Source organism: Bradyrhizobium sp. USDA 3256 (assembly GCF_054058275.1).
Map to the genome: position 1 here is coordinate 1,128,146 of NZ_JBSSAE010000002.1, position 14,420 is coordinate 1,142,565.

Sequence of the window (14,420 nt, forward strand, 5' to 3'; positions counted from 1 at the left end):
GTGACCTCCATGAACATCCGCAGAAGTCAACCTGTCATCTCGACACGAAGTGTTCAGCAGGAGACAGCAGCAAGACTTGCGGCCTCGCAATTGTGTGACTGGCTCCCGAAATATCTTGCCTCATACGAGGGGAGTGCGCTTATTGCGGATCTTCGCGCGGGCTTAAAGCAGATCCAAGGACGGCCGTTGCAGCCGCACAGCATGCTCTATGTCGGGCGGCTCATGCGTTGAGAAACATTCCACGATCAAGCCCAGTGTTGACGACACCAGCTTTGTCATGTGGTTTGTGCTACATCCCGGTCCGATGTTTCGCGTCTCTAAAGTCTGCCGACAGTTTTTAGGGTACACCCTGACGCTGCGTGAGGTTCAAGCGATTTCTGCGGTTTCGATTATCAGACCGAATCCCGTGTCGGCGGCCACTTTCCAAGCGTCGTTCCTAACCGTGTTCATCAAGCTGATCTTCTGGGATCTTACGGGTCCGTGCCTGTCGCCGAAGCGGCTTAGGGAAGCCGTCGTGCGCTCGCCGTTTAAATAGGCCGGGTTTCTTCGGCAATCGGCATACTCGTTGGTGCGGGCAATGGCACACGCTCGGATTCGAAGCCGTCCAACTGGAGATGGCCATTGAGAAGCTGGTGTTCGCGTTCGCCCTGTCCCAGATCGGGGTGCCGTCGCTGGCTTGGCGTGAGGCCTTCGCCTGCCTGGGCGGGTTTTGCGTTGGCGGCACGACGTGGACGCGCTTGACTGTTCTTGCTCGCGCAGACCCGCCTGTTCGAGCCGGGTAGGCTTTGGATCGGCGGCCTCAACCATTCTCACGGCCGCCACGCACGAGGGATGATCCTTCGTCACCTTCCTCGTCGAACAGGTTCGCCAGGATCGCGATATTGAATGCGGGGGCAAGGTGAGAGGAGAGGGAGAGGTAACGCGGCATTTTTCGGAGCGCTTCGACCAGGCTGCACCGATCTCGGGCCGGCCCACGTGGTCGCGGTGGCGCGTGGCGTGTTCTCGATCGCTCTTCATGGACGATTCCGCCCTTTGCGGCAGATTGTTTCTCTTTCTTCGCCAAATCGTTCCAACCTCTTGTGCAGCTCAACCGAGATTCGCCAGTCTTCTCCTTGAGATTGCGGTTCAGCACGCGGACGCACGTGGCCTCTTTGATGGCTTGATCTGGCCGAGGACCGGCTTCGCCTCGATCGTCTGAGCCGCAACGCCGTTGATGCGACTTTCTTCCCCTGGGCTGCGCCCATTCCTCGCGAGGCAAGAAAGTCGCCACAACGGCATCCTCCGCTGCGCTCCGGCCCGCGAGGGGTGCGTCCCCGATCGTCCTCGGCCCTTAGATCGCCATCGAGGCCGCGGTGGTCGCGGGCTCGAAAAACAACAGGAGAAGTGACATGGCTAACATCGGTTCTTTCAAGAAAGTCGGCAACGATTTCCAGGGCGAGATTGTCACCCTGAGCCTGCAAGCCAAGGGCGTCCGCATCGTCGCCGAGACCAACCGCTCCAACGACAACGCTCCGAGCCACCGCATCTATGTGGGCCGGGCCGAGATCGGGGCAGCCTGGTCGAAGCGCTCCGAAGAGGGTCGCGATTATCTCTCGCTCAAGCTCGACGACCCCTCGTTCAACGCACCGATCTACGCGAACCTGTTCGACGACGAAGGCGGCGAGGGCTACACGCTGCTGTGGTCGCGCCCGCGCAAAAACGGCGAGTGAGACGCGATCCTTCAGAGCTCCGCCCAGTCTTGGGCGGGGTTCTTTTTTATGTGCGAGCCAGCGAGCATCCCTTTGCCGCTGGACGGGCCGCTCGCATGCACGGATCGATCTGGCGAGACGCGTCGGGTTTCGGACGAGCGCAGGTTTAGGGCGCGTATCACTGCCGTCCGTCCGACAGGGCTCGTCGGCGGCGGAGGCTAAGCGCGTGCGACGAAGCGTCCAAACAGACCGGAAAGGGCGACTTTGACTTCTCGTGCCTGTCCGAGCGGCTCCTTGAAGATGAACGCGTTCCCGCGCCGGTTGGCGCCAGCAGCGATCGAGAATGGACCACGCGCCATAGGCGGCCCCAGGCGTCTGCAGCACCTCCCGAATTCCGGCATCCTCGATGTCCGGGATTTCAAGATCGATGGTGGGGCCGAGGCTTGCCGCTGCAGGATCGAAGCTATGAAGGAATGTCCGTGTCAAAGCGCCAGCGCTCGTTTGAGATCGTCGTGTTCGAAGGCGCTGGCCATGCGGCTTATCTCGGCCGACCGGGCGCCGACCGCCTTGGCGATGTTCCGCCATTTGGCGGTGACCGTTGCGACCTCTTTTATAATCGTGCGGGCTGGCATCAGCGTCAGCCCGAAGTATTCCGATGCGCCCTCAAGCAGGTCGAGCGAGCAGGTGCCTTCGTCCAGATCGATGTTCGTCGTCAGCACGCGCGGCTTCACATCAGTCGGCACGGGATTGAGGTCATAAGCCGGAGAGAGCGACCATCCGGCCTTTCCCAACCAGAGGAATCCGTGGTTGCGCAGGTGGTCGTCGACATTAGAGATCAGCACGTTGAAGACGACGCGTCGATAGAGGGCATGAGCGTCTGTCTTTCCCTGTGCTCCATGCTGTGCGAGAGCGTCGACAATTTCGGGATAACTGCCGCGCTCGCCGTCCTTGGCGCCGATCATCGCCATCGCTGACAAGAAGGGGACGCGGGTCGTGCCGTCGCGATCGAAGCGTCGCGACAGCAGGACCGCCTTGCCAGCCACTTCGATGAGTTCGTGTTGCGGGGTGACGATGCCGGCTCGGCCGGCCAACTGCAGCGCGATCTCCTCCCAAGTCTCCATGCTGTAGTCGTCGCTCTCCTTCGGGAATTTGGCGATGGAGAGCTTGCCATGCTGGTCGATGACCGACGCCTTCGGCCGCGCGCCACCCAGGGAGGAACCGGGGGCGAAGATGATCTGAAGATCTTCGTCCGTTTCCTCGTCCCGGAGAATGCGCTCGGTGATCTGGAGCAGCCGGCCGAGTTCGATCAGAGCCGGTACACCGGCGCGAGTCGGCGCCTGGAAGGCTTCTTCGCCGACCCAGCGGAATCGCAGTGCGCCGGACCGCGTCTCGTCGGCGACGCCGAGCAGATAATCGCTTTCTGTAAGCGTGCGAACGGCCCGACCTTCGCGATCGGCGAGGCGGCGTTCAGCGCGCTGCATGAGGCGGCGGCCCCATGTATCGGGTGCGGAGTCGCCGATGGAGCCGACAGTCACCAGTCCTGCAGAGGGAGCGAAGGCGCCTCGCGTCAGGGCCAAGGCAGGTTCCAGCGAGAACCGGTCTGGGTCACCGAGCCAGACGCCATCATATTCGAAGAGAATGGTCTCCGCGCCGCGAACGCGATTGGCCCTCGCCAGTCCGACAGGACGCGTGCGGCCGCTCAGTTCGATATGCACCTCGAAATCAGCCATCGCGTAAGGCTCCGGGCTTGCGTTTGAGATGGACATGCTTGGGCAGTTCGGCGCTGGCCAGTGCCTGTCCGACGCGATCGTTGATGATGTCGGCGATCTGGCTCAGGCCGTCGAGTAGACCGAGCGCCTGAAGGACGCCGGCATAGATGCCTATGCTGACGTTGGTATCGCCGGCTTCGACCCTTTGCAGCGTCGAGCGGGATGTGAAGGCGCGCTCGGCCACGACTGCCATCGGCAGCCGCCGACGCCGGCGGGCGTCGTGGATGTCGGCGCCGAGCTTGCGCATGGCCCGTCGAACGGCGGCGGGAGGGTGGTGAGGGGTCGGCATTTGTCGTCTTCGTGCTACGGATTTGATAAATATGTATTACGAAGATTACATTATTACTAGAGGGGTCACACGCCCCCTGCAACAAATGGCGTTATCCCTGCTGGCGCCGGCCAAAGCGTTTTTCACGGATCGAGCCTATGCAGCTAAGATTTTCAGGTCCCGTGAGCGTTTTTCGTGATCGGAGGCTGCCGGAGGACCGCGACCCCCGCTGGCTACGCAGCGCTGATTGACGCCTGCCAGCACCGTCCCGGTCCCACGCGTGCCGCACGCGGAATTTCTCTACGCATGCGTGCAGAGGACGGCGTCTCCCTGCGGGACCGGGCTGCCGGCTGGCGCTGAAACCCCGGCTTGCGCCGGGTTTTCACCCTTCGGGCTTCCATCCCTGACGGAAGCTGCGTCGGGGCGGGATGTCGTGCTTTGGGTCGTGGGTCTTGGTCGTGGGTCTGGGCGACCGACGATACAGGAGAGGCAGAGGGGAGCGGCCTTGGCCATGACGGGTTGAGGGTCGGAGGAGAGTCTTCCGGCGCCCGTCATGGAGATTGCTCCCATGAATACGCAGATTGTTGATGCCGGCCGCAACGCCACCCCCGGTTACAGAGTGGATGTGAGCCGCGGCGAGCGCGTTGGTCGGGTGTCCTCGGAGTGGTTCAGCCGTCCGGCGGATGAGCGTTATCTTTCGCTTGAGGACTTAGCCCGCACGGTGCGCGATCGCACGGAGCGCAGCCGAACGCGCGTGGTCGAAACCGCGCTCATTCATGTCGAAGCGAGAAGTGCCGATCCCGAACGCCTGGCCTTGATGCTGCCCGGCTCGGACAGGCCAGTCGCGCCGACCCACTGGAGCTTTGGTCAGCTTGCGAGCCAGGTTGGCGCACCGGCCACTTACCTGCGGCAGCTCCCAGCGGCACTCGCAGCCATCAACCTGCAATATGGCCTGACCGCCAATCGCGTCGAGCAGATCAAAACGCTCGAGACCGAGGATAGCCGTATTGAGCTTCGCGCCGTCACCGGTCCCGACTATGGCCGGATCTACGACCACGAGCTGGTTGAGGCCGTACAGCGCATCGCAGGCAATGGCACAGGCGATACACGGTGGAAGGTGCCTGGTGTGCTCGACTGGTCAAGTGGCATCTACAATCCCCGCGTCGACATCTCCAAGGACACGACGACCCTGTATGCATCGGACAGGGACGTTTTCCTGTTTCTGGTCGATGATCTGAATCCGATCGAAGCCGGTCGTCTCCGGGACGGCTCGCCCGACCTCTATTTCCGGGGCTTTTATTGCTCGAACTCGGAAGTCGGCGCGAAGACGCTCGGCATGGCGAGCTTCTATCTTCGTGCGGTTTGTCAAAATCGCAATCTGTGGGGCGTGGAAGATTTCGAGGAGATGACCATCCGTCATTCCAAATACGCAGCCTCCCGCTTTGCTCACGAGGCAGCCCCGGCACTGTTGAACTTCGCCAACTCCTCTCCCATGCCTTTCGTCAACGGCATCAAGGCCGCCCGCGAGCGGATCGTGGCACGCAACGACGAGGATCGCACCGAGTTTCTGCGCCGCCGCGGCTTCACCAAGGCCGAGACAGGCAAGGTGATTGACGCGGTGCTGGCGGAGGAAGGCCGCCCGCCTGAAAGCATCTTCGATTTCGTGCAGGGCATCACCGCCGTCGCGCGCGGCAAGCCGCATCAGGATGTCCGCCTGGACATGGAAGCCAAGGCCAAGAAGTTGCTCGACCGCGTGGCGTAATTTCGGCCAAGCCGGGGATTCCGCTCTTCGGCTTGGCTCGCTTGCGCTTTTCAGATTCACGAGGTCGCGGGCGGTGCCCTCTCGGGGACGGTGATATCCGTCGCGGGCCGACGATCCGCGGCGGCTGCTCCCGGTCGGCTGCGCCGTCGACGAACTCGCGGGTTCCGTGCAGCCCAGAAAATGCGTGCTCAGGCGCCGCGATACCCGCTTACGATCTTTGCGTGGCCGCGTTCGGCTTCGACCCACGTCGGGTGCCGCTCCCGGCGGGCGTCGATGGAGGTGATGCCCACTTCCATGACCTCGGTTTCGAAAAGGAGGGGGCGATCCGGATCGCATCCGAACACGGTTGAGACGACGATATCCGGACTTATCCGGGTCCTCGCGACGACACGGTCGGCTGATTCATACCATCGCCGCCACGAAACCGCGTTCATTTAGGCTCGCGTCCATCCAGAATGTAATGGCTCATGGCAGTCAACATAGTCGCCCGTGCCAACAAGCGCCAGCGTTTTGGGCTTCAATCCGATCGGAGATGCGAGGACGGGACCTGGTTTTTTGACAGCGCGGCGGCCGCCAACCATCGCCATCGTTCGCTGGAAAAGCGAGAGCGAGAGGAGGGCGGGCCTGTTCGCGAACGGGTTGGAGGCCGAGAGAGAGGCTCCCGGCCGCCCGTTTTTCGGAGAAACTGACATGGCAAAGGCCGTTCAGAAGATCAAGCTGTCGCCGTCGCGCGACATTCCCTTCAGCAAGCTCGTCTTGAGTCAGAACAATGTACGGCGGCTCAAGGCCGGCATCTCGATCGAGGATCTGGCCGAGGACATCGCTCGGCGCTCGCTGCTGCAAAGTCTCAACGTCCGTACTCGACGGCGAAGGCCAGGAAACCGGCATGTTCGAGGTGCCGGCCGGCGGCCGCCGTTATCGCGCGCTCGAGCTTTTGGTAACGCAGAAGCGTCTGGCAAAGACCGCGCCGGTCCCTTGCATCGTCAGTGACATGTGCAGCGAGGTCACCGCGGAAGAGGATTCACTTGCCGAGAACGTGCACCGGGTTGCGCTTCATCCCCTCGACCAGTTTCGGGCATTCCAGGCCCTGCGCGAGCAAAGGCGGTCCGAGGAGGATATCGCCGCCATCTTCTTCGTATCCCTCAACGTGGTGAAGCAGAGGCTGCGGCTTGCAGCGGTGTCCCCGAAGCTGCTCGACGTTTACGCCGATGACGGTATATCGCTCGAACAGCTGATGGCGTTCTCCGTCACCAACGATCACGCCCGCCAGGAACAGGTCTGGGAGAACGTCAGCAAGTCGGGCTACGACGAACCATATCAGATCAGGCGCCTTCTGACCGAGCGCGCGGTGCGGGGATCCGACAAACGCGTGCGATTTGTCGGCCTCGCGGCCTATGAAGCGGCTGGCGGCAAGGTGCTGCGTGACCTGTTCGAAGAAGATGACGGCGGCTGGCTCGAGGACGTTACTTTGCTGGAGCGTCTCGTGGCTGAGAAGCTGCGGACAGAAGCCGAAACGATCGCCGCTGAAGGCTGGAAGTGGATCGAGGTCACCGCCGCCAGCTTTCCCTACGGCCATGACCATGGGCTTCGTCGGCTCGAGGCAGACCCGGTGGCTCTCTCCAACGAGGAGCAGGCGCGCTTCGATGCCCTGCAGGCGGAATACGACGCGCTTCAGACAAGATTTGAAGACGCTGACGAACTGCCCGACGAGGTGGACGCGCGGCTCGGCGAACTCGAGCAGGCGCTCGAAGCGTTCAACGACCGGCCGGTCATCTTCGAGCCGGACCAGATGGCCAGGGCCGGCGTCTTCGTCGGCATCGACCCCGAAGGGCGGCTTTCTGTCGATCGGGGCTATGTCCGACCGGAGGACGAGGCGCCTGCGGCCGCTTGCGAAGGCGAGCGGGGCACCAGTGCATCCTTGAATGAAGGGCAGGAGCCCGGTGCGTCCGCCCAGCGCACGACGATTTCGCTCGCCGGTGAATCGAGCGAGACGGACGAGGATGGAGAGGATGCGGCAAGGCCGTTGCCGGATCGGCTCATCACCGAACTGACGGCGCATCGTACGTTGGCATTACGGGATGCGCTGGCAGAAAATCCGGCAATCGCGTTCCAGGCGGTGCTGCACAATTTCGTGCTGACAGCCTTTTACCGGTACGGATCGTCCGGCTCGTGTCTGGAGATCGGACTTCGCACGCCGACCTTTCCCGCTCAAGCCCCGGGGCTCAGGGAAAGCGCATCTGCCAAGGCCGTTGAGGCCCGGCACGAGTCCTGGAAGGCACGGCTGCCCAAGAGTGAGAACGATGTGTGGGATGCGCTCACGGTCCTTGACGGTGCCGCACAGGCATCCTTGTTCGCTCACTGTGCGTCATTTGCGGTCAACGCCGTCCATGAGCCGGCCAACCGTTACAATCAGGGCCGTGTCTCTGCTCACGGCGTCGGCTCTCGGCTCGGCCAGGCCGATGTGCTGGCGCGCGCCGTCGGCCTCGACATGGTTCAGTCTGGCTGGAGACCGACCGTCGACAATTATCTCGGCCGCGTCACCAAGCCTCGTATTCTGGAGGCGGTGCGGGAGGCACGAGGTGAATCGTCCGCGCAATTGATCGATCACCTGAAAAAGACCGACATGGCCAAGGAGGCCGAGCGTCTTCTCGATGGTTCGGGCTGGTTGCCGGAGCTGCTGCGTCTCGTCGACGCCACCGCCGCGCCGGTCGAACAGGAGGCGGAGGCTGGCCCACTGCCCGAATTCCTCGCCAACGCGGGGCAGGAGGACGGCGGCGACGGCGACGCTGAACCACAGCTCGATCCCGCCGAATGAAGCCCTTTATCGCGGGACGGCTCCGGCCGTCCCGCACGCCTTCCATCGCAATTCTCATCCCGCGCTCGGCTTCGTGCCGGGCTTTCGGTTTTCCAAGGAGGCACAAATGGCCGATGACGATAGCTCAAGTCGTCCAGCAGACGATCCCCGAAGCGGACATGAGCCTGCTTTGGAACGATTGCTGCTCTCTCGCATCTTCGATGCCGAACGTGACGGCGAGGGCTGGTATTTCTTTTCAGAAGTCGGACCGACCGACATGATAACGCTTGAGCGCGCGCAGCTCGAAGCCGCGCTCGCAGCGTCCCCAATGGCCGGCTCGAACGTCGCGAGCAGCATCGTCAGAGAGCATCTGGCAAAGCGTGCGGCCGGCGAACCGCCGTCACACGACGTCGAGCTCGATCTTACGACGACATCCTGGGAGTTCATCATTCAGGACATCGTGCGGCGCTCGCCGACGCTGGAGTGTGTATCGGCCGTTTCCTCCTTTGCTTGTTCGCGGATGCGTGCGACGGTTTTGGCGGCGCGGTCGTTGTGATCTCGGCCAATCAAATCCTCGGCAAGTCCACCTACGATCTCCTCGAGGAGTTCATCGCTCAGGTCACGCCGTAAGGCCGGCCGGTCGCCCTCGCACTGCCCGGCAATGCGTTTCGTCCTGTCGACGCCCGAATGCCGTGGCGCGGCGTGAGGACGGCCGCGCGATGAGAGGCAGAGAGCGGCCGGGACGGGGTTTGAGCCGGCGCGGTCCAGAGAGAGCGCCAGCCGGATCGACCCGTTCCCGCTCTCCGAAAGACATCCTGCCATGACCGAATCTCTTACCGGCGGCGCCGCCGCCACGCCGCTCTCGATGCGTGCCGTTGCAAGTCTCACCTCCGCCGCCCTCCGCGCCGCGCAGCAGCTCCTGACCGAGCTCGAACGCGGCCATCGCATCGATGCCGCCGTCCTGCGCGGCGCCATGGAGGCGGCCTTCGGCGCCTCGGATGCAGCCGGCGCCTGGAACTGGAAGACCGCCTATGATGCCTGCGAGGCGGCGACCGTTCTATTCCTGCGCAAGTTCGGCCCGGCCATGCGCGCCAAAGCGGGCTCGACGGCCGCTATGCTGCCGATGCTCGCGAGGATCGCGAGCTGTCTGCCAACCCATACGCGGCGCTCCGAGGACAGCCAGGCACTTCAACAATTCTCGACGCCGATTTCACTTGGCCTTGTTGCATCTATGGCGGCGGGCGTAACGCCCGCCGATCGCGTGCTCGAGCCCTCTGCAGGGACGGGCCTGCTCGCTACCTTTGCCGAGCTTTCGGGCGGCGCCTTGGTGTTGAACGAGTTGGCCGAGGCCCGCGCCACATTGCTAGATCACCTCTTCACCAAGGTTAAGGTCAGCCGTTTCGACGCCGCCCAGATCGATGATCACCTCGATGCGAGTGTCGTACCGAGCGTCGTCTTGATGAACCCGCCGTTCTCGGCGGTGGCCAATGTCGAACGACCGATGCCGGACGCAGCTCTCCGGCACATCACCTCGGCCTTGGCTCGCCTTTGCGACGGCGGGCGTCTTGTCGCCATCGTGGGCGCGAGCCTTGCGCCGGATAATCCGGCATGGACGGAAGCCTTTGTTCGTCTCCAGGAACGCGGGCGGGTCGTGTTTTCTGCCGCCATTGACGGCGCCGTTTACGCCAAGCACGGAACACGAACGGACACAAGGCTGCTTGTGATCGACAAGCTGCCTGCGGCTGATCCGAAGGTCTTTCCTGCTTCATTGGGCATGGCGAGCGATGTCGCCATCTTGCTTGACTGGGTGACCCAGCATGTGCCTCCGAGGTTGCCCATCGCGAGGCCGGTAGCGGTCGGCCTTAGCCGTTGTTATCCGGCAAAGTCGAAATCGAGTGCGGCCGCTGCACTGTGTTCACCGTCCACGTCGGGAAGCGCGGCGCCAGAAGGCTTAGAGCTCAACTACGAGACGGTCGAATGGTCGCCACGGGACGGAGCCCGACTGACCGATGCCCTTTATGAGGAGTACGGATTGCAGTCGATCCGTATTCCCGGATCGTGCGCACATCCAACCAAACTCGTGCAGTCCGCGGCGATGGCTATCTCATCGGCAATTGGAACAGCCTGGCGCGCATCGTCTTCGAGAGCTTCGCCGGTCTTGGACTGAAAGCATCGGGCGCAAGCCTGTCCGCATCCGATTTTCTGAGACCTGGAAAGATCGCTCAAGTCGGGCTCGACGCCGGCCGACCGTTGCTCGACTCGATCTCTAACCTGATGGGTTACATCAGCTTCTTCGAGAATTTCGTCCAGATCGTCGTTCTCCTGTTCGCCTGGGTCGTGGTGTTGCTCGCCTTCTTCATTCTCGCGATCCAGCTCTTTGTCACCTTGATCGAGTTCAAGCTCACAACGCTGGCTGGCTTCGTGCTCATCCCATTTGGTCTGTTTGGCAAGACCGCCTTTGCTGCGGAGCGGGTCTTGGGCAACGTCATCTCCTCAGGGATCAAGGTCCTCGTCTTGGCCGTCATCGTCGGCATTGGATCGATCCTGTTCTCGCAGTTCACCGCTGGCTTTGGTGGCAATCAGCCGACCATCGAAGACGCGATGACACTGGTGCTTGCGGCGCTCTCCTTGCTGGGCTTGGGCATCTTCGGTCCAGGAATCGCCGACGGCCTGGTGTCCGGCGGACCGCAACTCGGCGCCGGTGCGGCGATTGGAACGGGCCTTGCCGCTGGCGGTATTGTTGCCGCCGGCGCAGGCCTCGCCGCCGGCGGTGCTGGTCTCGCTGGCGGCGCGATCGCGGGCGCCGCGCGCAGTGGCGGCGCTGCCATGAGCGGAGCATTAGCGGCCTATCGGAGCGGCGGCCTTGCCGGTGTCGCGGAGGCCGGCGCTACCGCTGCGATGAGCCCGTTGCGTCGTTCAGCGGCTGCGCTCGGCGGAGGTGGGGAAGCCGGCGCGCAGGGCGCGAGCGCTTCGGCCGAAGGGCAGCCCGATTGGGCGCGGCGCATGAAGCGTGCCGAGACTGTTCGGCACGGTGCGTCGGCAGTCAGCCACACGGTCCGCTCAGGTGATCACGGTGGCGGCGGCTCGTCCGTCGATTTGTCTGAAAGAGAGCGCTGACACTTCGCCACTGCGCCTTTGCCAGCCGCTGCGCGACTGACTGAAACGCGGACACCGAACAACTCGAAAACGATTACTTGATCTCAAGGGCAACTATCGATGTTCAAACGACCTTCCGTACACTACGGGCGCATGCCCGAGCGGATCACGCCTTACCAAAAGGCAGCGCAGGTTTGGGACGAACGCATTGGATCTGCCCGCGTGCAGGCCAGGAACTGGCGCTTGATGGCGTTCGGCTGCTTGATGTTATCAGCCGGTCTCGCGGGTAGCCTCGTTTGGCAATCGAGACAAGGCTCGATCACGCCGTGGGTGGTCGAAGTGGACCATCTCGGCCAGGCCCAAACGGTGGCTCCGGCCAACATCGATTATCAACCCACTGATGCGCAGATCGCCTACCATCTGGCGCGCTTCATAGAGGATGTCAGAGGCCTACCGGCCGACGGCATCGTTCTGCGCCAAAATTGGCTCCGGGCCTATGATTTTACGACCGATCGTGGTGCCGCTGCGCTCAACGACTATGCGCGCAACAATGACCCCTTTGCCAAGCTGGGCAAGGCCCAAATTTCCGTGGACGTCTCGAGCGTCATTCGCGCGTCGTTGGAAAGCTTTCGGGTCGCTTGGACCCAGCGCGTCTACGACAACGGCTCGTTGAGCTCGACCGAGCGCTGGACTGCAATTCTCTCGATCGTCATCGAGACACCCCGCGATGCCGAACGCCTGCGCAAGAATCCCCTTGGCGTCTACGTCCGCGCCATCAACTGGTCAAAGGAGTTGAGTCAGTGACCAAGACGCCGTCTGACGTTCATTCGAAACGTTCTCTCCAGCAAAGCAAGCTCAATTCGGCTTGGCCCGAGTTGGTGACCGCGAAGAGAGCATTTCTACCCGCTCTTCTGCTTTGTTCGTCAGCGCTTGGTGGGTGCGCGACCTACATACCGCCACAGATCAGCTATGATGCGGAAGTTCCTTCGATGCCAGCGTCGCCAGCGCCTCTGGACGACAAGTCGCAACCGCTACACGTTCCGCCCCTCTGGAAGCCGGCTCTCGGCGGCAAGGCGGCGGGGAAGGAAGAGCCTGAACCCATGAGCCGGATTGAGACGGCAAACAGCGCAGCCCGGGTCGAACCGCGCAAGCGGGGGTATTTCAACGCTGCGCAAATCTACGCCTACAGTCCCGGGGCGCTTTATCAGATCTACGCCGCACCGGGGCAGATTACGGATATCGCGCTTGAGGAGGGAGAGCAGTTGACGGGATCTGGACCGATCGCCGCCGGAGATACCGTGCGCTGGGTCGTGGGCGATACCGAGAGTGGAAGCGGCGATACGCGAAGGGTCCATGTCCTGGTCAAGCCGACCCGCGCATCGATCGAGACCAATCTGGTGGTCAATACTGACCGGCGCACCTACCTGATCGAGCTCCGCTCACGCGAGCGGCCATACATGCCATCGGTTGCCTGGTACTATCCGGAAACAATGCGCGAACGATCGCGTGCAGTCGCTCTGAGACCCTTGCTTCCGGAGCCGGCGCAACGCATCTCCCGCTACGCAATTGAAGGCGACAGCCCGCCCTGGCGGCCGTTGGCTGTCTATGACGACGGCCGTAAGGTCTATGTCGAATTCCCCCAAGGCCTCGTACAAGGCGAGATGCCACCACTCTTTATCATCGGTTCAGACGGCAAGGCCGAACTCGCCAATTACCGTGCCTACGGCAACGTCCTGATCGTCGATCGGCTGTTTGCGGCTGCCGAATTGCGGCTCGGCGGTGAGCACCAGCAGAAAGTCAGGATTGTCAGGAAAGATGGGAGGCCGTCGTCATGAATACCGAGGTCGGAAACGATCGCGATCAGGCGGCTCCGCAGCAGGCACGAGACGGGCAATCCGGAAGTTTCCGCTTGAGAGCGGAGCATCCGCGCGTGACACGGTTGTCACGGAAGGTCCTGGCCGGAGGGAGCGCGGTTGTCATGCTCGTCATTGGCGGAACTGTGTTGTGGTCGCTGCAGAGTAACCGCCCCCTAAACCAGGCGGCCGAGGAGCTTTACAGCACAGACCATCATAATGTGGCCGACGGGATCACGGCACTGCCGAAGGACTACTCTGACACTCCACGCCAAGCGTTTCCGCAGCTCGGTCCGCCGCTCCCAGGAGACCTGGGGCGGCCGATCCTTGCTGCTCAGGGGCAGTCGCCAACCATCGGCTCTGATCCCGAACAGCAGCGCCGAGACCAAGAGACCGAAGCAGCCCGCATCAGTCGCTTGTTCGCTGCGAACAATGGCGGCGAAATGCGCGCGCCCGCCGCTGTGGCCGCTGGAACCGACCGCATCGCGTCTCCGAGCGCGACGAGCTCTGGCGATGACGGATTGGCGCAGAACGGTCAGGACCGGAAGCTTGCCTTCGCGAACGCGTCTGTGGACCGTCGCACGGTCAGCCCGGACCGCATCAGCCGCCCGGCTTCACCATACATCGTGCAGGCTGGGACGGTCATTCCGGGAGCCCTAATCACCGGGATTCGATCAGACCTTCCAGGCCAGGTCACAGCGCAGGTAACCGAGAATATCTTTGACACGCCGACAGGCCGCTTTCTGCTTGTGCCCCAGGGAGCGCGTCTCATCGGTATGTACGATAATCAGGTCTCATTCGGCCAGTCGCGCGTCCTGCTGGTCTGGACGCGGCTGATCATGCCGAATGGGCGTTCTATCGTTCTTGAGCGGCAGCCTGGCGCTGATAAGGCTGGCTATGCGGGTCTGGAAGACCAAGTCGACAATCACTGGGCAGAACTATTCAAGGCTGCGGCACTATCGACGCTTCTAGCTGTTGCGACGGAAGTAGGCGCGGGATCCGACACAAACAGCAACGACAGCGCGATTATCCAAGCGTTGCGTCACGGCGCCTCCGACTCACTGAATCAAACCGGACAGCAGGTCGTTCGCCGCAGTCTCGGCATCCAGCCTACCCTGACCGTACGACCTGGCTTTCCGGTTCGTGTTCTGGTCAATCGTGACCTCATACTTGCGCCGTATGAAAGGTGA

General features: G+C 62.6%; 10 protein-coding genes and 2 pseudogenes. 9 read left to right on the forward strand and 3 right to left on the reverse strand.

Annotated features, from left to right (window positions below; all coding sequences use genetic code 11):
- Window positions 1–1,388: 1,388 nt before the first annotated feature.
- A complete protein-coding gene (locus ACVWY5_RS06890) occupies window positions 1,389–1,709 on the forward strand; it encodes a DUF736 domain-containing protein (RefSeq protein WP_018454792.1) in 321 nt (106 codons plus the stop codon).
- A 461-nt stretch (window positions 1,710–2,170) separates the two neighbouring features.
- On the opposite strand, the gene ACVWY5_RS06895 is transcribed toward ACVWY5_RS06890, so the two are convergent.
- Window positions 2,171–3,418 (reverse strand): type II toxin-antitoxin system HipA family toxin, encoded by a 1,248-nt coding sequence (locus ACVWY5_RS06895; RefSeq protein ID WP_028336500.1) that lies wholly within the window; start codon window positions 3,416–3,418, stop codon window positions 2,171–2,173.
- Window positions 3,411–3,746, reverse strand: a complete 336-nt coding sequence (locus tag ACVWY5_RS06900; RefSeq protein ID WP_028336501.1) for a helix-turn-helix domain-containing protein — start codon at window positions 3,744–3,746, stop codon at window positions 3,411–3,413. Before ACVWY5_RS06900 ends, ACVWY5_RS06895 begins: the two co-directional genes overlap by 8 nt.
- Window positions 3,747–4,293: 547 nt before the next feature.
- On the opposite strand from ACVWY5_RS06900, the gene ACVWY5_RS06905 reads away from it, so the two are divergent.
- Window positions 4,294–5,487: a hypothetical protein gene (locus ACVWY5_RS06905; protein ID WP_028336502.1), complete on the forward strand. Its 1,194-nt coding sequence runs from the start codon at window positions 4,294–4,296 to the stop codon at window positions 5,485–5,487.
- A 188-nt stretch (window positions 5,488–5,675) separates the two neighbouring features.
- Here ACVWY5_RS06905 and ACVWY5_RS06910 read toward each other — a convergent pair whose 3' ends face one another.
- A complete protein-coding gene (locus tag ACVWY5_RS06910) occupies window positions 5,676–5,921 on the reverse strand; it encodes a hypothetical protein (RefSeq protein ID WP_028336503.1) in 246 nt (81 codons plus the stop codon).
- A 256-nt stretch (window positions 5,922–6,177) separates the two neighbouring features.
- On the opposite strand from ACVWY5_RS06910, the pseudogene ACVWY5_RS06915 reads away from it, so the two are divergent.
- From ACVWY5_RS06915 to ACVWY5_RS06945, 7 genes and pseudogenes are all read left to right on the forward strand, one after another.
- Window positions 6,178–8,302 (forward strand): annotated as a pseudogene (locus ACVWY5_RS06915) (ParB/RepB/Spo0J family partition protein).
- A gap of 106 nt (window positions 8,303–8,408) precedes the next feature.
- Window positions 8,409–8,837, forward strand: coding sequence for a hypothetical protein (locus ACVWY5_RS06920; RefSeq protein ID WP_321177012.1), 429 nt, complete (start codon window positions 8,409–8,411; stop codon window positions 8,835–8,837).
- A gap of 264 nt (window positions 8,838–9,101) precedes the next feature.
- Window positions 9,102–10,382, forward strand: a pseudogene (locus tag ACVWY5_RS06925) (methylase); the annotation flags it as partial.
- On the forward strand, window positions 10,340–11,398 hold the full coding sequence (trbL, locus tag ACVWY5_RS06930) for a P-type conjugative transfer protein TrbL (RefSeq protein WP_321177011.1): 1,059 nt from the start codon (window positions 10,340–10,342) through the stop codon (window positions 11,396–11,398). The pseudogene ACVWY5_RS06925 and the gene trbL, both read left to right, overlap by 43 nt.
- Before the next feature lie 99 nt (window positions 11,399–11,497).
- Entirely contained in the window at window positions 11,498–12,181 is a 684-nt protein-coding gene (gene trbF / locus ACVWY5_RS06935; RefSeq protein ID WP_028336505.1) for a conjugal transfer protein TrbF, read from the forward strand.
- On the forward strand, window positions 12,178–13,212 hold the full coding sequence (gene trbG / locus ACVWY5_RS06940) for a P-type conjugative transfer protein TrbG (RefSeq protein WP_028336506.1): 1,035 nt from the start codon (window positions 12,178–12,180) through the stop codon (window positions 13,210–13,212). Before trbF ends, trbG begins: the two co-directional genes overlap by 4 nt.
- Window positions 13,209–14,420, forward strand: a complete 1,212-nt coding sequence (locus ACVWY5_RS06945; RefSeq protein ID WP_028336507.1) for a TrbI/VirB10 family protein — start codon at window positions 13,209–13,211, stop codon at window positions 14,418–14,420. Before trbG ends, ACVWY5_RS06945 begins: the two co-directional genes overlap by 4 nt.